A 19,556-nucleotide genomic window follows, 5' to 3' on the forward strand; every position below is an offset into this window, starting at 1 on the left:
ATTTGGAGAATTTTCATGCGCGCTGAAGCGCAGGCTCATGTCGACAAGATCAAGGACGCCCTGGAGCTGCTTCGCCGCTTCCTCGACTGGGACCGCGCGCTGCGCCGCCTGGACGAGCTGAACGCGCGCGTCGAGGACCAGGCGCTGTGGAACGACCCCAAGCAGGCGCAGGAGGTGATGCGCGAGCGTCGCCGCCTGGACGAGGCCATCACCGCCACCCGTGCGATCGAGAACGAGCTGTCGGGCACGGTCGAACTGATCGAGCTGGCCGAGATGGAGGGCGACGAGGACCTCGAGAAGGAAGCCGTCACCAGCCTGGGCGAACTCGCGAAGAAGGCCGAGGCCGACAAGATCAAGGCGCTGTTGGCCGGTGAAGCCGATGCCAATGACAGCTATATCGAGATCAACGCGGGCGCGGGCGGCACCGAGAGCCAGGACTGGGCCGGGATGCTCCAGCGCATGTACACGCGCTGGGCCGAACGCCATGGCATGAAGGTCGAACTGATCGACTATCATGCGGGCGAACAGGCCGGGATCAAGTCGGCGACCCTGCTGGTCAAGGGCGAGAACGCCTATGGCTATGCCAAGGTCGAATCGGGCGTGCACCGGCTGGTGCGGATCAGCCCATATGATTCGGCCGCGCGCCGCCACACCAGCTTTTCGAGCGTCTGGGTCTATCCGGTGATCGACGACAATATCGAGGTCGAGATCAACGAGAGCGAGCTGCGCATCGATACCTACCGCGCATCGGGCGCGGGCGGTCAGCACATCAACACCACCGACTCGGCGGTGCGCATCACCCACTTGCCGACCGGCATCGTGGTGCAGTGCCAGAACCAGCGTTCGCAGCACAAGAACAAGGCCGAGGCCTATAACCAGCTCCGCGCGCGTCTGTACGAGCGCGAACTGGCCGAGCGCGAAGCGGTGGCCAATGCCGAGAACGCGACCAAGACCGATATCGGCTGGGGTCACCAGATTCGTTCCTACGTGCTCCAGCCCTATCAGCTGGTGAAGGATCTGCGCACCGGCACGACCTCCACCGCGCCGGGCGATGTGCTGGACGGTGACCTCGACGCCTTCATGGCCGCCGCTCTGTCGCAGCGCGTGACCGGCGAGGCGGTCGCGGTGGAGGATGTCGACTAAGATGCGTGTCCGGGGGGCGGGACCCATGATGGCGGCGGCGGCCCTCGTCATCGCGCTGGGGGGCGCGGTGGCGGCGTGCGACGGTTCCAAGCCGCTGATCCAGCAGCGCGACGACGGGGATGACGACAAGGTCGGCCCGTTCCCGGCGGCGGACCGGCCGGTCGCCGATGTCGTGTCGTCACGCTGGTCGAGCGAGGATGCGCGCGATCGCCTGCGCGAGGCCGATCAGGTCATGGACCGGGCGAAGATCCGCCCCGGCATGACGGTGGCCGATATCGGCGCAGGCGAGGGCTATTACACCGTTCGCCTGGCGCAGCGGGTCGGCAAGACCGGCCGCGTGCTGGCCGAGGATATCGTCGCCGCCTGGCGCGACCGGCTGGCCGAGCGTGTCTCGCGCGAGCGGCTGGACAATGTCAGCGTCCGGCTTGGCGAACCCGCCGATCCCAAGCTGCCGCCCACGAGCTTCGACCGCGTTCTCATGGTTCACATGTATCACGAGATCGAGCAGCCCTATGAGTTCCTGTGGCGGCTGTTCCCGGCGCTCAAGCCCGACGGGCTGGTCGTGGTGGTCGATGCCGATCGCCGCACCAAGGCGCACGGCACGCCGCCCGCGCTGCTGAAATGCGAGTTCGAGGCGGTCGGCTTCACCCAGGTGTCGATCGAGAACATGCCCTCGGCAGGCGGCTATCTGGCGACCTTCCGCGCGACCGGCCCGCGTCCGGATCCCAAGGCGATCCGGCCCTGTCGCATGAAGGATAACTAGGAGCGGGCAGTCCCCTTCTTCATTCCTCCCCTGCAAGGGGAGGGGGACCATGCGGAGCATGGTGGAGGGGTGTCCCCGGTCGCGAGGAGAGCCTACCCTACCGGCGGTTACACCCCTCCGTCAGGGCTTCGCCCTGCCACCTCCGCTCCCAGGGGAGGAACGGGTTGGTCATTCGTCACCGTCGCCACGACAAATTTGGAACATGACAGCTTTGTCATGTATTGATCCCGTATCGGCCCCGAACGGTGCCGATAGACCACCGGCCAGCATAAGCCGGGGTCCCGCAGAAGGAGATGATGATGAACATGCTTTTGATCGCCGGGCTCGCGCTCGGCGGTGTTGTAGCCTCCGACGGGGCGCTCGAGCACCGCGTCCAGCTCGACCATCATTCGGGCCCGGTCGCGGTCCGCTACAGCGCCGATGTCGGCGTGACCCATAAGCAGATCGGCGCGGTGACGACCGGCGGCCGCCCCTCGACGCTGCGCTGCCTGTGGAGTGCCAACGTCACCGTCCACCGCGAAGCGCGGGGCGCCGGCGGTACGGCGCTGATGCGCAGCGCGGCGCAGGATCGCGTGATCGAGGGCAGCCGCCCCGGCTGGTGCAGCACCAACCGTGCCGCCATCGCGCAGGAGGTCGCCCAGCGTCAGGACGCGGTGCGCCATCACCTTCAGGCCGTGGCGCAGGAAGACCATGGCCTGTTGCGCGCCGAGATGGATCGTCTCGATGCCGAGACGCGCGCCGGATGAGCTTGCGTATCATTGCCTTGGGTGTCGTGTTGGGCATCACCATCGCCTCGCCGCTCCTCGCGCAGGAGCGGCCTTCGATCGGCGTCGAGCTGAACAGCGACGAGAATCGCCGGGGCCTGAGCTGGAGCGGGGGGCGGGTATCGCCCTCCGCCGATATCTTCGCGACGAGCGGACCGTTCGAGGCGAGCGGCCGAATCGTGGCGCTTCGTGAATCGCCGCGGCATGGCGGCGCAGGGGTGGTCGGCGATCTGAGCCTCGGTGCCTCCACCCTGCTGGGCCCGGTGACGGTGCGCGGCCGCGTGACCGGGCATCTGTTCGGCGGGGCGGGCTTGAATGCCGATTATGTCGAACTGGGCGGGTCGGCGGCCTATACGCTGGGCCCGGTGCAGGTCGATGCGGGCGCGGACTATGCACCGTCGCAAAGCGCGATCGGCGGCGACAATCTCTATCTTCATGCCGGAGCCCAGGCGGGCATACCGGGCACGCCCTGGACGCTGCTGGCCGGGCTCGGCCACTCTTCCGGCAAGACCGACGATCCGTTCCGTGCCGCGCGGCTTCGGCCCGGTGGCGACTATACCGACTGGCGGGTCGGGGTGGAGCATGTCGCCGGGCCGGTGACCCTGGGTCTGGACTATGTCGGCACCGACCTGTCGGAGCAGGCGGCCTCCGCCTTTCCGCTGGCCGATGCGCGGCATTCGGGCGACCGGATCGTCGGGCGGGTGCGCTTCGGGTTCTAAAGGCCAGTTTGAAATTCGACGGAAGCGTGCCGTAGGTCCCATGTTTTTAACAGTTTCAGAGGCACGCTGATCACTGGCCACAAGTCTCTCCCCTCCCGCAGGCGGGAGGGGATGGGGGAGGGTAACGCCCTAAGCTGCATTGCCCGTGGCTTGGCCCCCACCCCAAACCAGTTTCAGGTAAATGATGCCCCGCATCATTTAGGTCATGCCGGGGGCATGACCGACCTGAAACTCCCCTGCCGGGAGGAGGGGCTTTTTAGACCAGCCCCTCTTCTCGCAAACTGAGCACTCTGCCGCCGCCCAGGATCAGGTGGTCGAGCAGCATCACGTCCAGCGCCGCCAAGCCCTGTGCCAGCCGCCGGGTCAGCGACAGGTCCGCCGCGCTGGGTCGCGTATCCCCATCGGGGTGGTTGTGCGCGATCAGCACGGCGCTCGCCCCCAGCAGGATCGCGTCGTGGGCGATCCGGGCAACCGGGACCGTCACCGAATCATGCCGTCCCGCGACATGGCGCAAGCCCAACAGCATCCGTTCCGAACCCAGATAGGCGATCCCCATCGCCTCCTTGTCCCCACGATCCAGCCCGCCAAACAAGGCCAGGGCGTCGCGACGCGTGGCGATGCGGAGGGGACGGCGGGGCAAGCGGTACACGACCAGTCCTGCCGTGTGGTGCGACGTGATGCACGTTCGGCTCTGTCCGTTTCCGACACGGCTGCTTGGCTCAGGCCCCGCACGGCGCTAGGCCCAGATCATGCGGCAATATCTCGATCTCATGGACCGGGTCCTGACCCAGGGCGTGCAGCAGATGGACCGGACCGGCACCGGCACGCTGTCGGTCTTCGGCCACCAGATGCGCTTCGATCTGGCCAAGGGCTTTCCGGCCCTGACCACCAAGAAACTCCACCTGCGCTCGATCATCGTCGAGCTTTTGTGGTTCCTGCGCGGCGACACCAATGTCCGCTGGCTTCAGGATCGCCGGGTGAGCATCTGGGACGAATGGGCCGACGAGCAGGGCGATCTCGGCCCCGTCTATGGCAAGCAGTGGCGCGACTGGGCGACGGCCGACGGCCGCCATATCGACCAGATCGCCGAGCTGGTCGAGCAAATCCGCACCCAGCCCGCCTCGCGCCGCCAGATCGTCTCCGCCTGGAACCCCGGCGATCTGCACGCCATGGCGCTGGCCCCGTGCCACTGCCTGTTCCAGACCCATGTCGCGAACGGCCGCCTGTCGCTGCAACTCTATCAGCGGTCGGCCGACATCTTCCTGGGCGTGCCGTTCAACATCGCCTCCTATGCGCTGCTGACCCATATGCTGGCGCAGCAATGCGATCTGGAGGTGGGCGAGTTCATCTGGACCGGCGGCGACTGCCATCTGTACCTGAACCATCTGGATCAGGCCAAGACCCAGTTGGGTCGCGAGCCGGGCGCGCTGCCGCGCCTGGAAATCCTACGCCGCCCGGATGCCATTGACGGTTATGAGCCCGAGGATTTCGTGCTGCACGACTATGTCGCGCAACCCCATATCAAGGCGCCGGTCGCGATATGATCACACTGGTCCTTGCCCGCGCGCGCAACGGGGTGATCGGGCGCGAGGGGGGGCTGCCCTGGCACCTGCCCGCCGATCTCAAGCGGTTCAAGGCGCTGACCATGGGCAAGCCGATGATCATGGGCCGCAAGACCTTCGAGAGTTTCCCCGCCCCGCTGCCGGGGCGGCGGCATATCGTCCTGACCCGCGACCCCACCTGGAGCGCACCGGGTGCCGAGGTGGCACGCGACGTCGCGGGCGCGCTTGCACTGGCGGGCGAGGGGCCTGTGGCGGTGATCGGGGGGGCGGAAATCTTCGACCTGTTCCGCGATATCGCCGACCGGGTGGAATTGACCGAAATCAATATCGATGCCGAGGGCGATACTGTTGTTGCCCCGTTTTCGGATTGGCGCGAAGTAGAACGACAGGATCATCCTGCCATTGATAATCGCCCGGGCTATTCCTTTGTGACGCTGCAGCGATGACAGAAGGATGCAGTCTCCGTAGGAATAACCATTTTGGCAAAAATTTCTTAATCCATCTTCATTTGTTAATTCGATATCCGTAAACCCTTGGTCGGATAAAGAATTGCGGCATGAACCGCATTCGTCTTGGCAACGGGCAGTGTCGGATGATCATCGATGGGGGGAATGCGCAGGAGCGCCGGGCGGGCAGCGATCCGGTCGGCATCCTGGACGCCAGTCATGAGGCGATTGAATTTCTTGATCGGCATCGACTGGCTCGGACTACCACCAGCTACGCGCTGGCGCTCCAGACCATACTCCACCCCTATGGCCCGCTTGGTGGCGAGGTCTCGCGGCGTACCGATGGCGGTATCCGCCTGACCGAAGACGATGTCCGCGAACTGATGCCGCTGGTCCGCGAGCATGAGGTCGCCGATCTCGGGCTCGGCCGGATCCAGATGGAGCAGGACCTGGGCGAACAGGCCGAGACGCTGGAGGCGCTGACCTCCGACGCCAGGGCGATCACCAGCGACTTCTCGGAGCAGGTCACGGCGCTGTCCCATGCGCATCGCAGCAATGATTTCGGCCCCGACACGCGCGCCATCGCAACGCTGCTCGAACAGCTGATCGCGCGCATTTCCAAGACCGAGCGCGACCTGGAGGAACTGGCGGGTAATATCGCGGGCCTGCGCTCCCGGATGGAGCCGGGCGCCGCCGACGATCGGATCGATCAACTGACCGGCGTCACTAGCCGGACCGGCGCGCATGCGATGATCGAGGGGCTAACCAATGAACCGCATGGCTATGTTCTGGCGGCGTGCAGCCTGGACGACCTGGAGGGCATCAACGAGCGTTACGGGCGTTCGGTCGCCGATAATGTCCTGCGCGCCTTCGTCGCCACGTTGCGCCAGTCGTGCGAGGGGACGGAGATCGTCCGCTGGCAGGGCAATCTGTTCCTGGTCGTGCTGCGCGGGCGACCGCTGTCGACGCTGGCGGGCATGATGGAAGATGCGCGCGCCGCGATGCGCGAGCGGACGCTCAAGTTGCGGGGAACGGGCGAGCCGATCGGGGCCGTCACCATGTCGGGCGGCGTCGCGGTCGGCGTCGGCGTGCCGTTGGAGGACACGCTGGCCCGCGCCGACATGCTGCGCGATCTGGCGAGCGGCGGCCTGGGCAACCGCATCCTGTCGCGCGCCTAGCCAATTCGGCGCGGCCTGTTATAGCGCGCGGTCATGCAGCGTGTTGACGGCGCGGGGCCTATCCCGGCGCATCTGGCGGGCGGAATCGTCGCGCTGGGCAATTTCGATGGATTCCATCTGGGGCATCAGGCGGTGGTCGGTGCCGCCGTCGCCCGTGCGCGCGCCGAAGGCCGCCCGGCGCTGGTCGCCACCTTCGACCCGCATCCGATCCGTTACTTCAGGCCCGACGCCGCGCCCTTCCGACTGACCACGCTCGACCAGCGCGAACGGCTGTTCGCCGCTGCTGGCGTCGATGCGATGGTGGTGTTCCGCTTCGACGAGGAACTGGCCGCGCTGTCGGCGGAGAATTTCGTCCGATTGCGTCTGCTGGCTGCGTTGCGGGTCGGCGGCGTGGTGACGGGCGAAGACTTCACCTTCGGTCGTGCACGCAGCGGCGATGTGACGTCCTTGCGCGCCTGGGGCCGGGCGCACGGCTTTTCGACCGATGCGGTGGCGCCGGTGATGCTCGACGGCGAGACGATTTCGTCCAGCCGGATTCGCGCAGCGCTGACCGCAGGTGACCCGGAGACGGCGGCGCGGTTGCTGACCCGACCCTATACCATCCAGGGCGTGGTGCAGCACGGCGACAAGCTGGGCCGCACCATCGGCTATCCGACCGCCAATCTCGACATGAGCGAATATCTGCGCCCCGCTTACGGCATCTATGCGGTACGCGGGCGGCTGGACGACGGCCGGGTGCTCGACGGGGCCGCTAATCTGGGCATTCGGCCGCAGTTCGATCCGCCCAAGGAGTTGCTGGAGCCGCATTTTTTCGACTTTAGCGGTGACCTGTACGGACAGCGCCTGTCGGTCGAGCTGATCGCCTATCTGCGGCCCGAGGCGAAATTCGATTCGCTGGGTGCCCTGGTCACGCAGATGGATGCGGACTGCGCGCGTGCCCGCGTGATACTTTCATCGCATAATCCGGCATGACGTGTTAACCTAAAGTCGTTAAGGGCCTGTCCCCTATGAGCGACGCGCCCGATTTCCGCGACACTGTCTTCCTGCCGAAGACCGATTTCCCCATGAAGGCGGGACTTGCCGCCAAGGAACCGGCGATCCTGGATCGCTGGGCCAGAATGGGGCTGTACGACCGCCTGCGCCGCGAGCGTCAGGGGCGCGAGCGGTTCATCCTGCATGACGGCCCGCCTTATGCGAATGGCGACATTCACATGGGCCATGCGCTCAACAAGGTGCTGAAGGACATCATCGTCCGTTCGCAGACCCTGATGGGCAAGGACGCGCCCTATGTCCCCGGCTGGGACTGCCACGGCCTGCCGATCGAGTGGAAGGTCGAGGAGGCCTATCGCGCCAAGAAGCTGAACAAGGACGAGGTGCCCGTCGCGCAGTTCCGCGCCGAGTGTCGTGCCTATGCCGATACCTGGGTCGGCACGCAGAAGGCGCAGTTCGAGCGGCTGGGCGTGATGGGCGACTGGGCCAATCCGTACCTGACCATGACCTATGACGCCGAGGCGGTGATTGCGGGCGAACTGCTGAAGTTCGCCGAATCGGGCCAGCTCTACCGCGGCGCCAAGCCGGTCATGTGGTCGCCGGTCGAAAAGACCGCGCTGGCCGAGGCCGAGGTCGAATATGAAGACATCGTCTCGACCCAGATCGATGTCGGGTTCGAGGTCGTATCCTGCCCCGAATATCCCGATCTGGTCGGCGCGCTGGCGGTCATCTGGACCACCACCCCCTGGACGATCCCGGTCAACCAGGCGCTGAGCTATGGCGAGGCGATCGACTATCTGCACTTCGAGTGCGACGGCCGCCGCTATCTGGTCGCCGAGCCGCTGCTGCCTGCCTTTACCAAGCGCACCGGCATTTCGATGAAGGGATTCCTGGCGCTGGCGAAAGGCCCGGTGCTGGAGGGCGCGACCGCGCTCCATCCGATGCACAAGCTGGGCGGTTTCTTCGCCAAGCCGCGTCCGTTCCTGCCCGGCGATTTCGTCACCACCGATGCCGGTACGGGCCTGGTCCATATGGCCCCCGACCACGGCGAGGACGACTTTCTGCTGTGCAAGGCGCACGGCATCGACCCGGTCTTCGCGGTGCAGGGCGACGGCACCTATCGCCCCGACTGGGCGTGGCTGGGCGGCCAGGGCAGCGTCATCAACAAGAAGTTCGTGTCCGCCGACGGCCCGATCTGTTCGGACCTGCGCGAGGTCGGCGCGCTGCTGTCCGCCTCGGACGATTTCCAGCACAGCTATCCGCACAGCTGGCGGTCCAAGGCGAAGGTCATCTTCCGCGCGACGCCGCAATGGTTCATCCCGATGGACCGCGCCGATGCGACACTGATCCCCGAGATGGCGATGGCCAATGTCGACCCGATCTCGGGCGTGACGCCGCTGCTCACCGTGCCGCTGGGCAATGGCGCAACGCTCCGCCAGACCGCGCTGGACGCGATCGAGCGCACCCGCTGGGTGCCCGAGCGCAGCCGCAACCGCATCCGTTCGATGGTGGAAGGGCGTCCCGACTGGGTCATCAGCCGCCAGCGCGCCTGGGGCGTGCCGATCGCGCTCTATGTGAACCGCCAGACCGGCGAATATCTCGCCGACAAGGACGTCAACGCGCGCATCCTCGCCGCCTTCCGCGCAGGCGGGGCCGATGCGTGGTTCACCGCCGACCATCAGGCGCTGCTCGGTGCCGATTATAACCTCGCCGATTTCGAGCCGGTCAACGACATCCTGGACGTGTGGTTCGACTCCGGCTCGACCCATGCCTTCGTGATCGAGGCGCGCTATGGCGAGGGTACGCGCGCGAACCTGTATCTCGAAGGATCGGACCAGCATCGCGGCTGGTTCCAGTCGTCGCTGCTCGAGTCGTGCGGCACGCGCGGCCGCGCGCCTTACGACGCGGTGCTGACCCACGGGTTCGCGCTCGACGGGCAGGGGCGCAAGATGTCCAAGTCGCTGGGCAATGTCGTCGATCCGCTGAAGATCATCGGCGAGTCGGGGGCCGACATCCTGCGCATCTGGACCGCCTCGACCGATTATTTCGAGGATGTCCGCATCGGCAAGGAGGTGCTCGCCACTGCCTCGGACAGCTATCGCAAGCTGCGCAACACCTTCCGCTATCTGCTTGGCGCGCTCGACGGGTTCAGCGAGAAAGAGCGTATCTCGTTCGATGCGATGCCCGAGCTGGAGCGTTATGTCCTGGCGCGTCTGACCCAGCTCGACACCGAGCTGCGGCGTGCGGCCGACGCGTATGAGTTCAACCGCTATTTGCGCGCGCTGACCGATTTCGCGAATGAGGACCTGTCGGCCTTCTTCTTCGATATCCGAAAGGACTCGCTCTATTGCGACGCCGCGACCGATCCGAAGCGTCGCAGCTATCGTACCGTGCTCGACATCCTGTTCCACGCATTGGTCCGCTACGCCGCGCCGATCCTGTGCTTTACCGCCGAGGAAGTGTGGCAGGCGCGTTATCCGTCGGAGGATGGCTCGGTCCATCTGCTCGAATGGCCGGAACTGCCGCAGCTGGGCGAGGACGAGGCGCTGATGGCGCGCTGGACCGAAATTCGCGGGCTTCGCGCGCAGGTGACCGAGGCGATCGAGCCGCTGCGCCGCGAAAAGACCGTGCGCTCATCCAACGAGGCCGAGGTGACCGTGCCCTCGCTGCCGCTGGAGCCGCACGCCCTGGCCGAGGCGTTCATCGTCGCGGATGTGCGGATCGCCGATACGGTCTCCGTCACCCGGACGGACAAGCACAAATGCGGTCGCTGCTGGCGCCACCTGCCCGATGTTTCGGCGGATGGCGAACTGTGCGGCCGTTGTGCCGAGGTGGTCGCGCATGGCTAATCTGCCCAAGCGTGGACTGGTGACGGCGCTGGCGCTGTTCCTGGTCGATCAGATCATCAAATGGGCGGTGACCGGGCCGATGGCTCTCCGGTCGCTCGGTGACGTTCGGGAGATCATGCCGATCTTCAACCTGCGTTTCGTGCCCAATTACGGCATCTCGCTGGGTCTGCTGACCGCCGACAGCAACGCCTCGCGCTGGGCGCTGGTCGCGATGACCGGGGCGATCGCGCTGGCCGTGGCCTTCTGGATGACGCGCGAGCGCAACCCGGTCGATCAGGTCGCGCTCGGCTGTGTGCTGGGCGGGGCGTTGGGCAATATCCTCGACCGGGTGCGGTTCGGCTATGTCGTCGACTTCGCCGATCTGCACTTCGGCGAGTGGCGTCCCTTTTTGGTCTTCAATGTCGCCGATGCAGCGATTACGATAGGCGTTCTGGTTTTGCTGGCCCGCGCGCTTCTCGTGCGCGACCGGCCCGCTCCCGTGGAGAAGAGCAATGCGTAAGTTGGTGCCCGTCATCGCAGGTCTGTCCTGCGCCGCGTTGCTGACGGGATGTGGGGCCGGGCGTGGCCTGGACCGGGCGCGTCCCGACGAATTCGCCGTCGCGCGCCAGCCCTCGCTGGTGATCCCGCCCGACTTCGCGCTGGTCCCGCCGCAGCCGGGCGCCGCGCCCGTCCAGACCCGTGGCGGCCAGCAGCAGACGCTGGACGCGCTGTTCGGCGGTCAGGCGGCACGCAGCCAGTCGGAATATGGGCTGGTGCAGAATGCCGGTGCCGATAACGCCGATGCGGGGATCCGCTCGTCAGTCGGCGATCCCGGCACCAATGTCGTCGACAAGGGCGCGACCACCCGCGACATCGTCGCCGCCCCCGAAGGCGACGGCCAGGACGCACGCGCCGCGACCAAGTGACGCCGTACAGCGGTTAGGGAAAAGGGCCGGGGGCGGATCGCCTTCCCGGCCCTTTTTTTCCCCTCATTCCTCGCCTGTAAGGGGAGGGGGACCAGCGAAGCTGGTGGAGGGGTGTCGCCGCCCGCGAGAGCCGACTGCCCTCGCACAGCGTGACATCCCTCCGTCAGTCCTTCGGACTGCCACCTCGCCTTTCAGGGGAGGAACTCATAAAGCAGGCACCGGCGCGACGCCTTCGCCGCCTTCGCCGGGCGAGGCTTCCGGGCCTATGTTGAAGCGCACCCGGTCGACGCAGCCGGTATAGCCCTGTTTGCTGGGCGGCAGCTTGGCGTCACGGATCATCGCCACGGCCTGAGTCCCGAAGCCGTCGGCGGGCTGGGCCGCGATCACCTTGAGATTGCCCGTCTGGCCCCAGGGCGCGACGTCATAGCTGATGACCGCCCAGCCCTCGATCGAGCGACGGCGATAGGCTTCGGGGAAGCGCAGCTGCGGCGGGACGGCCCAGCCATGCTGGTCGGGGCAGTTGCCCTCGACCTTCGTGGTGCGGATCGATTCGGGCATGTCGGGCGCGGGCAGTTTCGCCGCCGCGCGCCAATAGGGATAGAGACAGCCCGTCCGCACGCCCTTGGTAAAGCGGGACTCGCGAATCGCCTTCACCGCTGCGGCATCCAGCGCGCGGTTGCCGGTCCCCGCCAGCAGCGCGGCCCCGCGCGTCCGGCCCGCCGCGTCGACATTGTAGCGGACCATCGACCAGTCCTGCACGCCGCGCGTGGCGGTGATGGTGGCGAAGTCGGGGAAATGCCGTTCGAGCGGCTGGGGCTGGGGGTTGGTCAGGCAGTCGCCGCCCATCTCGCGAATCCGCTGCCATCCCTCTTCGGGCAGACGTCCCGACATGGGGTGGACGGTATAGGCCATGAGTTCCTGCCCATCCGCCGCCGCCAGGGGGCTGGTGCGCATCGTATAGGTGACGCTGCAGTCCTGCTGCCCTGATTGGGCGGCGAAGCGGCTGGCCGCCAGGGCAGGCTCGACATCGTCCGACAGCGGCACGAAGCCGGTCGTCTCGCGGGTCAGCGAGACCGGGCGGCCGGTCGGATCGATCGCGAAACGGATGGTCAGGGCGCGCTGCGTCTGGTTGCCGATCCAGCCGAGCTGGTTCCAGGGGCGGCGAATCGGCTGCCCCGTCACGGAAGCGCCGTGGCAGCGTATCTCGCCCGGCTCCCACCGGATCAGCGCCCGCCCAGAGCTGCCGGGCTTCACCGCGACGATGGGGAAGTCATTCTGGAGCGACCAGGCTGCGGCGGCGGGGACGGCGAAGGCGCCGAGCAGGCCGAGCGACAGGGCGGTGTGGTGGAATCGGATCATCGAACGCACTCCACGGCGAGAGGCCGTCAGCTTAGGCGCGCCTTCTGTCCGGCGCGAGTGTCATATCCGTGACCGGAATGGAAAAGGGCGGCGCCGTCACCGGCACCGCCCCTTCACCCCCGATAAGCCATGTCGCCGTTCAGAAAGCGGCGGTCAGCGAGAACACCACCGTCGCATCCGAGATCGAAGCGCCCCCCGGCACCTGACCCTGCGAGAAGTTCGGCTGGATATAGGCCGCCTTCGACTTGGTGATGTCGGTGTCGATATACGACACGTTGAAGGTCAGGTTTTTGTACGCCGCGACATCGGCGCCCAGCGACCAATCCCAATAGCTGCCGGTCGGCGACAGGCTGGTGCCGTTGGGGCCGAGGCCCGGATTGCCCTTGGAATAGCCGATATGCGCCTTGGCGGTGATCGGCGTACCCGGAATGCCCGCCGCGCCATCACCGGTCAGATAGATGTTATCCCAACGCTGGCCCCGGCTGTACGAGGTATTGGAGAAGTTGCCGAGCGAGGTCTGCTTGGGCGCGTAATAGGCGCCGGCGGTCAGCGTCGCGGGACCGGCGGTGCCCGACAGGCGGCTGAAGAATTCGACCACGTCGGTCTCGGACGCGCCGCCCGGATAGGTGTACCAGGTCACGCCCGCATCGACGGTCGCGGTGCCGTAGGTGTGCTTGTACCCGGCAATGCCGTCCAGCTCCATATTGGCGCCGCCGAACGTGCCCCAGCCCGCCAGGTTCGACGCGAAGGTGCCGATATAGAAGCCGCTTTCATGCGCGACGGTCAGCGCGGCCTGGACGGCGGCGTTCTTGTTGGTCTGCGACACGCCGCGAAGGCGATAGTCGGTCAGGATCGCGGCGCTGCCGCTGACCGTGATCGGCGAGGGCGGCGCGGTATCCGCACTGCTGTCCTGCGCAAAGGCGGGCGTCGCGGCGACCAGCGAGAGGCCGCCAAGGAGGATCGTGGAGAAGCGCATCGTTTCCCTTTCAAACGGAAATTCGATGTTCTCACCTGCAAGCTCGCATCGGTGCGGCCTCTGTATGTCGGGTAAACCCGGCGGACCGTCTGCCGTAGCAAGTCATGAAAGATTGGCAGGCCATGATGCGCTGCACAAGTATAATCGAACGCGGACTGATGCTCGGATGACGCGATGTTGCGCAAACAACACAGATCAAGCGTCGAGATTCTCATGCCGCATCCCCGTCGGCAGCGAGCGGATATGGATGTCGCGCTGGGGATAGGGCAGGCCGATGCCATGCTCCTTGAAGAGGAACCACAGGCGGTTGAGCACGTCGGAGCGGACATTGCCGACGCCGCTTTCCGGGTCGCTGATCCAGGCCAGGATTTCGTGCTGGAGCGCATAATCGCCGAAGCTCATCAGCCAGACGGTCGGCTTGGGGCTTTTCAGCACGCGCGGTGATTCGCGCGCGGCGCGCAGCATCAATTCCTGGGCCAGTTTCAGGTCGTTGTCGTACGCGATCGACACGGGGATGCGGACACGGACGTTGCGGTCGGAATAGGACCAGTTCTCCACCTCCTGCGTCATCAGATTCTCATTGGGAATCAGATGCTCCTTGCCGTCGCGCGTGATGATCGAGACGGCACGCACGCCGATCTTGTTCACCCAGCCGATTTCATTCTGGAGTGCGATGACGTCGCCCGGCTTGATCGAGCGGTCCATCAACAGGATGATCCCGGCGATCAGATTGCCGATCGTCTTTTGAAGCCCGAAACCGATCGCCAGGCCGAAACCGCCCGAGAACAGCGCGAGGCTGGTCAGGTCGATCTCCAACAAATCCATCGCGAAGAAGAAGGCGATGACGACGATGCCGATGCTGGCGAGTTTCTGAGCCAGCAGCTTCTGCGTCGGGTCCAGCCCGCGCGCATGGCCGATCCACTGCTCGGTGATCCGCGTGACGGCGCGGGTGACGGCCAGGATCGCGACCACCGTGACCAGCATCGTTACCAGCAGCATGACCGAGAATCGCCGCGACCCCACGGTAAAGCCGATCTGCTCGGCCAAGCGGCTGACCGGCTCCAGTCCGCCGATCTCGCGGCTGAACAACGCCACGAAGCATACGATGGCAAAGACCCAGGCCAGCCAGCGCGGCAGGTTCAGTCCACGCAAGAGCTGGAACCCCGCCCGCGCCACCGACGCGCCCAGCGCCAGCCCGATCGGCACGCCCGCCAGCGACTCCCACGGCCAGATCGCGCCCAAGGTCATCAGCAGGAAGGCGGCGGCCCCGTGGCGGGTGATCGCGCAGATGCGGGCGTGCAGCGTCTCGCCCTGGGCTATGGCGAAACGCTGCACCATGGCGGCGATGGGCGGGCCGAGCTTGCGCCCCGCGACCACCCCGCCCGCCAGCATGGCGAGCGTCAGGACCGAGGCGACCGCCGCCTCCATGGCCTCGGCGCGGGTCGGCAGTTCGATACCGCTCGCCTGAAGCCATTCGAACAGGGTCATCCGCGCGCGGCTCGAAAGCGGGCAAGCCCCCGGTCGAGATCCGCGATCAGGTCGTCCGTATCCTCCAGCCCGATCTGGAGCCGGATCAGCGGCCCGGCGAATTCGCGCTTGGTCACGCTGCGATAGCGATGCGGGTCGGCGGGGATGGCGAGGCTCTCATACCCGCCCCAGCTGAAGCCAAGGCCGAAATGGACAAGCCCATCGAGCATCACGGTGCGCGCGGCGTCGTTGCCGCCGTCGAGCACGAAGGCGAACAGTCCGCTCGACCCGAGGAAGTCGCGCGCGAAGACCTCATGGCCGGGGCAGGAGGGGAGGGCGGGGTGGAGCACCTGTGCCACGCCCGGCTGTTCGGCGAGCCACTTGGCGATGGCCAGCGCGCTGGTCTGATGCTGGGCGAGGCGGACGCCCATGGTGCGAAGTCCCCGGCTGCCCAGATAGGCGTCGTCGGGGCTGGCGACCTGACCCAGCTGGAAACTCGTGTCGCGAAGCGCCGCCCAGTGCGACGGCGCGGCCGTCACCGACCCCAGCATCGCGTCCGAATGGCCGACGATGTACTTGGTGCAGGCCAGCACCGTCAGGTCGACGCCCTTCGCGATCGCCGGGAAGAACAGCGGCGTCGCCCAGGTGTTGTCGAGGATGGTCGTGATCCCATGCGCCTTGGCGGCGGCGACGATGGCGGGAATATCCTGCACCTCGAACGTCAGCGAACCGGGGCTTTCGAGGAAGATGGCCCTCGTCGCCGGGCCGATCAGCTCGGCGATGCCCGCGCCGACCAGCGGATCGTAGAAGCGCGTCGTGATCCCCATCCGCGCCAGCAGTCCGGTCGCCAGTCCGCGCGTCGGGTCATAGGCGCTGTCGACCAGCAGCAATTCGTCGCCCGGCGACAGCACCGACAGCAGCGCCGCCGCGATCGCCGCCACGCCCGAGGGGTAGAGGAAGGTCGCCTCGGCCCCTGGCTCCAGGCTGGTCAGCGCATCGGCCAGCGACCACTGGGTCGGCAGGCCCTTGCGGCCGTAGAACAGCTTCTCGTGCAGATCGCCCGCACCGGTGGCGCGCATATGCGCGACATTATCGTAGAGCACGGTCGAGCCGCGCCAGACGGGGACGTTGACCACGCCCTTGGTCCATTCCGCGCGGCGGCCCGCCTGGACCAGACGGGTGGCGGGCTTGATGGGCAGGTCGTCGTCGGTCATTGTTTCAAGCGTCTTTCGCTTTGGGGGTGCTGGGGTCGGAGCCCCATTCGGTCCAGCTGCCGTCATAGACCGGCATCAGCCCGCCGATCCGCTCCGCCCCGAAGGCGAGGACGCAGGCGGTGATGCCGGAGCCACAGGTGGCGACCATCGGTTTAGTGGGGTCGACCCCGGCGGCGGCGAATTCGGCCGCGATGGCGTCCGGGGATTTCCAGCGGCCATCGGCCTCGAACAGCTGCGAATAGGGCAGGTTCAGTGCGCCGGGGATATGGCCGGGCTCGACACCGGGGCGCGGTTCGGGCTCGGCCCCGGCGAAGCGGCCGGGGGAGCGGGCATCGACGATCTGTGCGTCACCCGCCTCGACATGAGTGCGGACTTCACGAAGGCTGCGCACGCGGGCCAGGTCGGCTTGCGCGAGGAACAGGCCGGGGGCTTCGGGTGCGCCCGCCGGGCCGATCGTGACGGGATGCCCCGCCGCTGCCCAAGCCTCCAGCCCGCCGTCGAGCAGCGCCACTGATGACGCACCGAACAGGCTGAGCAGCCACCAGACCCGCGCGGCGCTATGCAGCGGGGAACGGTCGTACAGGACGATACGGTCGGCATGGCTGATCCCCGCCTCGCTCAGTGCATGAGCGAAATGCTCGGCCGGGGGCAGCGTCATCGGCAGGTCGCTGTCGGGGTCGGCGAGCGCGCCCATCGGCAGGAAGCGGGCGCCGGGGATATGCCCATCCTCGAATCCGCGTCGGGCCTTGGTGCCGTCCGGGTCGTCGAGGAAATAGGTGACGTCGAGGATGCGCACGTCCGCCTCGCCTGCGATGGCGGCGAGCTCTTCCGGGGTGATGAGTGGCGGCATCTTTGGGCTCCTCGGTCGGTGGGTCCGTACCTAGGCGCGTTGGGGGCGGGGTCGCAAGCCAAGCGAAGCCCCTCTCCCGGCAGGGGGAGGGGTTGTGGAGGGGCAAGGGCCGCGGGCGTTGGTCTCTGTGAGACTCCATTCCCTCCCCCATCCCCTCCCGCCTGCGGGAAGGAGCGGCTAGAGGTGAGGGTGGGGCGTGGCCTTCGACTTCGCTCAGGCTGAACGGAGGTGGGGGTATGGGGTCTTCCACAACATCCGTTCAGCCTGAGCGAAGTCGAAGGCCAAGGGAATCACTATCCCCGATCCAACCCTTCCAAATACCCCGCTGCCTGCGCCCGCACCGCCTTCCGGTCCGCCTCCGCCATCCGGTTCCAGTTCCGATACGCCATCGCCATCCGCACATTCCCCTCGAACCGCTCTTCGTGCCGCGCGAGGAAGTCCCAATAGAGCGCGTTGAACGGGCAGGCGTCCTCGCCGACCCGCTGCTTCACGTCGTAGCGGCAGGACCCGCAATAATCCGACATGCGGTTGATATAGGCCCCCGACGACACATAGGGCTTGGACGCGATGATGCCGCCATCGGCGAACTGGCTCATGCCGACGACATTGGGCAGCTCGACCCATTCATAGGCGTCGATATAGATTTCCAGATACCAGCGATGCACCTCCGCCGGGTCGGCACCGATCAGGGCGGCGTAATTGCCGGTCACCATCAACCTCTGGATATGATGGGCATGCGCGGTGTCGAGCGTCTGGCCCAGCGCTTCGGCCATGCAGTGCATGTCGGTCTCGCCGGTCCAGTAGAAGCCGGGCAATTTCCGATGCGCGCGCAGGAAGTTGCGCTCCGCATAATTCGGCCCGACATGCCAGTAGAGCCCGCGCACATATTCGCGCCAGCCGATGATCTGGCGGATATAGCCCTCGACCGAATTGAGGCTGGCGTTGCCGTCTTCATATTCCCCCTCCGCCATCCGGCAGAGGTCGAGCGGGTCGAGCAGCCCCGAATTGATATAGGGCGACAGGACCGAGTGCCAGAGCTGGTGCTGGCCGGTCAGCATCGCGTCCTGATAGTCGCCGAACTTGGGCAGGCCATGCGCCATGAACGCCTCGGCCTGCTTCTGCGCCTCCTCGGCGGTCGTGGCGTAGGCGAAGCCGTCGAGCGAGCCGGGATGGTTGTCGAAGCGGGCGGCGACCAGCTTCAGCACGTCGCGGGTGATCTTGTCCGGTGCGAACGTCAGCGGTTCGGGCGGCGTGTCCTTCTTGGGCGCGGGCTTGCGATTGTCGGCGTCGTAATTCCACCTGCCGCCCTCGGGCTTGTCACCCTTCATCAGCAGGCCGGTCTTGCGGCGCATCTGTCGGTAGAAGAACTCCATGCGGAGTTCCTTGCGGTCCTTCGCCCAATCCTCAAACTCGGCCTGGCTGGCGATGAAGCGGGTGTCGGGGCGGATGTCGACGGGGATGCCGAACATCGTCTCCCATGCTTCCAGCATTCCCGCCACGCGCCATTCGCCCGCTTGCGTCACGACGATCCGTGTCGGATCGTGCCGCTCGACCGCGCGCGCCACCTCGCCGGTGAAGCTGCCCGCATTGTCGGGGTCGTCCAGCTTGACGTAATCGACCGTCCAGCCCGCCTTCCTTAAGGCCTCTGCATGGTGGCGCATGGCGGACAGGATATAGGCGATCTTGGCCTTGTGGTGGCGGACGTAACCCGTCTCGTCGTCCACCTCCATCATCAACAAGACGGTGCGTTTCGGGTCGGCGCCCTCCAGCGACGATAGATTCATCGACAGTTGATCGCCCAGAATCGGGATCAGCGTTGGCGCTTTGGGCATGGCTGTCCTACATGGCCTTTCATGAAGCATCTCGGCCAGACCAGCGCGCTGCCCGCTTCCCCGGAAGAGGCGGTGCTCGATTATGTTCCCAACCCCCGTCCGGGGCGCACCTATCTGATCCGGTTCGCGGCACCCGAGTTCACCTCGCTGTGCCCCGTCACCGGACAGCCCGACTTCGCGCACCTCGTCATCGACTATGTGCCCGGCGAGACGATCGTCGAGTCGAAGTCGCTGAAGCTGTTCCTGGGCAGTTTCCGCAACCATGCCGGTTTCCACGAGGATTGCACCGTCGGCATCGGCGAGCGTCTGTTCGAGGAAATGAAGCCGGTGTGGCTGCGCATCGGCGGATACTGGTATCCGCGCGGCGGCATCCCGATCGACGTGTTCTGGCAGTCCTCCGCGCCGCCCGCCGACCTGTGGCTGCCCGACCAGGGCGTGGCGGGCTATCGCGGCCGGGGCTGATCCTCCGGCCGGCGGGCAGCATCCGTTTAACCCTTGCTTCATCCCGATGTGGAACAAAGCTCGTTATTGAAGCCATC

Annotated in this window: 19 protein-coding genes; 12 read left to right on the forward strand and 7 right to left on the reverse strand. The window is 66.5% G+C overall.

Annotated elements, in window-relative coordinates; genetic code table 11:
* Nucleotides 1–15 precede the first annotated feature (15 nt).
* The 4 genes from prfB to KV697_RS16055 all read left to right on the forward strand — a co-directional run bounded on the left by prfB (nucleotide 16) and on the right by KV697_RS16055 (nucleotide 3,389).
* Entirely contained in the window at nucleotides 16–1,143 is a 1,128-nt protein-coding gene (prfB, locus tag KV697_RS16040) for a peptide chain release factor 2 (protein WP_219019039.1), read from the forward strand.
* 25 nt (nucleotides 1,144–1,168) lie between these two features.
* Nucleotides 1,169–1,906: a class I SAM-dependent methyltransferase gene (locus KV697_RS16045; RefSeq protein ID WP_257575377.1), complete on the forward strand. Its 738-nt coding sequence runs from the start codon at nucleotides 1,169–1,171 to the stop codon at nucleotides 1,904–1,906.
* Between the two features lie 299 nt (nucleotides 1,907–2,205).
* A complete protein-coding gene (locus KV697_RS16050) occupies nucleotides 2,206–2,652 on the forward strand; it encodes a hypothetical protein (RefSeq protein ID WP_219019041.1) in 447 nt (148 codons plus the stop codon).
* Nucleotides 2,649–3,389, forward strand: coding sequence for a TorF family putative porin (locus KV697_RS16055; RefSeq protein WP_219019042.1), 741 nt, complete (start codon nucleotides 2,649–2,651; stop codon nucleotides 3,387–3,389). Before KV697_RS16050 ends, KV697_RS16055 begins: the two co-directional genes overlap by 4 nt.
* Before the next feature lie 256 nt (nucleotides 3,390–3,645).
* Here the strand turns inward: KV697_RS16055 and KV697_RS16060 are convergent, their stop codons facing one another.
* A complete protein-coding gene (locus KV697_RS16060; protein ID WP_219019043.1) occupies nucleotides 3,646–4,038 on the reverse strand; it encodes a JAB domain-containing protein in 393 nt (130 codons plus the stop codon).
* Between the two features lie 100 nt (nucleotides 4,039–4,138).
* Here KV697_RS16060 and KV697_RS16065 point away from each other — a divergent pair, with 100 nt between their 5' ends.
* From KV697_RS16065 to KV697_RS16095, 7 genes are all read left to right on the forward strand, one after another.
* Nucleotides 4,139–4,933, forward strand: a complete 795-nt coding sequence (locus KV697_RS16065) for a thymidylate synthase (RefSeq protein ID WP_219019044.1) — start codon at nucleotides 4,139–4,141, stop codon at nucleotides 4,931–4,933.
* Nucleotides 4,930–5,397, forward strand: coding sequence for a dihydrofolate reductase (locus KV697_RS16070; RefSeq protein WP_219019045.1), 468 nt, complete (start codon nucleotides 4,930–4,932; stop codon nucleotides 5,395–5,397). Before KV697_RS16065 ends, KV697_RS16070 begins: the two co-directional genes overlap by 4 nt.
* A gap of 110 nt (nucleotides 5,398–5,507) precedes the next feature.
* Nucleotides 5,508–6,575: a GGDEF domain-containing protein gene (locus KV697_RS16075; RefSeq protein WP_219019046.1), complete on the forward strand. Its 1,068-nt coding sequence runs from the start codon at nucleotides 5,508–5,510 to the stop codon at nucleotides 6,573–6,575.
* 33 nt (nucleotides 6,576–6,608) lie between these two features.
* The gene (locus KV697_RS16080) at nucleotides 6,609–7,547 is read left to right on the forward strand and encodes a bifunctional riboflavin kinase/FAD synthetase (RefSeq protein ID WP_219019047.1); all 939 of its coding nucleotides are present in this window, start codon (nucleotides 6,609–6,611) and stop codon (nucleotides 7,545–7,547) included.
* Between the two features lie 35 nt (nucleotides 7,548–7,582).
* Nucleotides 7,583–10,414: an isoleucine--tRNA ligase gene (gene ileS / locus KV697_RS16085; RefSeq protein ID WP_219019048.1), complete on the forward strand. Its 2,832-nt coding sequence runs from the start codon at nucleotides 7,583–7,585 to the stop codon at nucleotides 10,412–10,414.
* Entirely contained in the window at nucleotides 10,407–10,913 is a 507-nt protein-coding gene (gene lspA, locus KV697_RS16090) for a signal peptidase II (protein WP_219019049.1), read from the forward strand. Before ileS ends, lspA begins: the two co-directional genes overlap by 8 nt.
* Nucleotides 10,906–11,319 (forward strand): DUF3035 domain-containing protein, encoded by a 414-nt coding sequence (locus KV697_RS16095; RefSeq protein WP_219019050.1) that lies wholly within the window; start codon nucleotides 10,906–10,908, stop codon nucleotides 11,317–11,319. Before lspA ends, KV697_RS16095 begins: the two co-directional genes overlap by 8 nt.
* A 204-nt stretch (nucleotides 11,320–11,523) precedes the next feature.
* Here the strand turns inward: KV697_RS16095 and KV697_RS16100 are convergent, their stop codons facing one another.
* The 6 genes from KV697_RS16100 to KV697_RS16125 form a co-directional block, all read right to left on the reverse strand.
* Nucleotides 11,524–12,678 (reverse strand): TonB family protein, encoded by a 1,155-nt coding sequence (locus KV697_RS16100; RefSeq protein ID WP_219019051.1) that lies wholly within the window; start codon nucleotides 12,676–12,678, stop codon nucleotides 11,524–11,526.
* Nucleotides 12,679–12,817: 139 nt separating this feature from the next.
* Entirely contained in the window at nucleotides 12,818–13,654 is an 837-nt protein-coding gene (locus KV697_RS16105) for a TorF family putative porin (RefSeq protein WP_219019052.1), read from the reverse strand.
* Between the two features lie 195 nt (nucleotides 13,655–13,849).
* On the reverse strand, nucleotides 13,850–15,142 hold the full coding sequence (locus KV697_RS16110; RefSeq protein ID WP_219019053.1) for a mechanosensitive ion channel family protein: 1,293 nt from the start codon (nucleotides 15,140–15,142) through the stop codon (nucleotides 13,850–13,852).
* Complete coding sequence (metC, locus tag KV697_RS16115) at nucleotides 15,139–16,335, reverse strand: cystathionine beta-lyase (RefSeq protein WP_219019054.1); 1,197 nt, start codon at nucleotides 16,333–16,335, stop codon at nucleotides 15,139–15,141. The genes KV697_RS16110 and metC overlap by 4 nt, the downstream gene beginning before the upstream one ends.
* 4 nt (nucleotides 16,336–16,339) lie before the next feature.
* Nucleotides 16,340–17,185 (reverse strand): sulfurtransferase, encoded by an 846-nt coding sequence (locus tag KV697_RS16120; protein WP_219019055.1) that lies wholly within the window; start codon nucleotides 17,183–17,185, stop codon nucleotides 16,340–16,342.
* A 293-nt stretch (nucleotides 17,186–17,478) separates the two neighbouring features.
* The gene (locus tag KV697_RS16125; protein ID WP_219019056.1) at nucleotides 17,479–19,017 is read right to left on the reverse strand and encodes a cryptochrome/photolyase family protein; all 1,539 of its coding nucleotides are present in this window, start codon (nucleotides 19,015–19,017) and stop codon (nucleotides 17,479–17,481) included.
* A gap of 21 nt (nucleotides 19,018–19,038) precedes the next feature.
* Here KV697_RS16125 and queF point away from each other — a divergent pair, with 21 nt between their 5' ends.
* Nucleotides 19,039–19,479 (forward strand): preQ(1) synthase, encoded by a 441-nt coding sequence (queF, locus tag KV697_RS16130; RefSeq protein WP_007403692.1) that lies wholly within the window; start codon nucleotides 19,039–19,041, stop codon nucleotides 19,477–19,479.
* Nucleotides 19,480–19,556 lie beyond the last annotated feature (77 nt).

The organism is Sphingomonas sanguinis (assembly GCF_019297835.1).
Classification (GTDB): Bacteria; Pseudomonadota; Alphaproteobacteria; order Sphingomonadales; family Sphingomonadaceae; genus Sphingomonas; species Sphingomonas sanguinis_D.

Coding starts and splice junctions, on each gene's coding strand:
- metC (WP_219019054.1), bottom strand. CDS start 16,335: ATGACCGACGACGACCTGCCCATCAAGCCCGCCACCCGTCTGGTCCAG.
- KV697_RS16095 (WP_219019050.1), top strand. CDS start 10,906: ATGCGTAAGTTGGTGCCCGTCATCGCAGGTCTGTCCTGCGCCGCGTTG.
- KV697_RS16100 (WP_219019051.1), bottom strand. CDS start 12,678: ATGATCCGATTCCACCACACCGCCCTGTCGCTCGGCCTGCTCGGCGCC.
- KV697_RS16055 (WP_219019042.1), top strand. CDS start 2,649: ATGAGCTTGCGTATCATTGCCTTGGGTGTCGTGTTGGGCATCACCATC.
- KV697_RS16105 (WP_219019052.1), bottom strand. CDS start 13,654: ATGCGCTTCTCCACGATCCTCCTTGGCGGCCTCTCGCTGGTCGCCGCG.
- KV697_RS16065 (WP_219019044.1), top strand. CDS start 4,139: ATGCGGCAATATCTCGATCTCATGGACCGGGTCCTGACCCAGGGCGTG.
- KV697_RS16080 (WP_219019047.1), top strand. CDS start 6,609: ATGCAGCGTGTTGACGGCGCGGGGCCTATCCCGGCGCATCTGGCGGGC.
- ileS (WP_219019048.1), top strand. CDS start 7,583: ATGAGCGACGCGCCCGATTTCCGCGACACTGTCTTCCTGCCGAAGACC.
- KV697_RS16045 (WP_257575377.1), top strand. CDS start 1,169: ATGATGGCGGCGGCGGCCCTCGTCATCGCGCTGGGGGGCGCGGTGGCG.
- KV697_RS16125 (WP_219019056.1), bottom strand. CDS start 19,017: ATGCCCAAAGCGCCAACGCTGATCCCGATTCTGGGCGATCAACTGTCG.
- KV697_RS16070 (WP_219019045.1), top strand. CDS start 4,930: ATGATCACACTGGTCCTTGCCCGCGCGCGCAACGGGGTGATCGGGCGC.
- KV697_RS16120 (WP_219019055.1), bottom strand. CDS start 17,185: ATGCCGCCACTCATCACCCCGGAAGAGCTCGCCGCCATCGCAGGCGAG.
- prfB (WP_219019039.1), top strand. CDS start 16: ATGCGCGCTGAAGCGCAGGCTCATGTCGACAAGATCAAGGACGCCCTG.
- KV697_RS16050 (WP_219019041.1), top strand. CDS start 2,206: ATGAACATGCTTTTGATCGCCGGGCTCGCGCTCGGCGGTGTTGTAGCC.
- KV697_RS16110 (WP_219019053.1), bottom strand. CDS start 15,142: ATGACCCTGTTCGAATGGCTTCAGGCGAGCGGTATCGAACTGCCGACC.
- queF (WP_007403692.1), top strand. CDS start 19,039: ATGAAGCATCTCGGCCAGACCAGCGCGCTGCCCGCTTCCCCGGAAGAG.
- lspA (WP_219019049.1), top strand. CDS start 10,407: ATGGCTAATCTGCCCAAGCGTGGACTGGTGACGGCGCTGGCGCTGTTC.
- KV697_RS16075 (WP_219019046.1), top strand. CDS start 5,508: ATGAACCGCATTCGTCTTGGCAACGGGCAGTGTCGGATGATCATCGAT.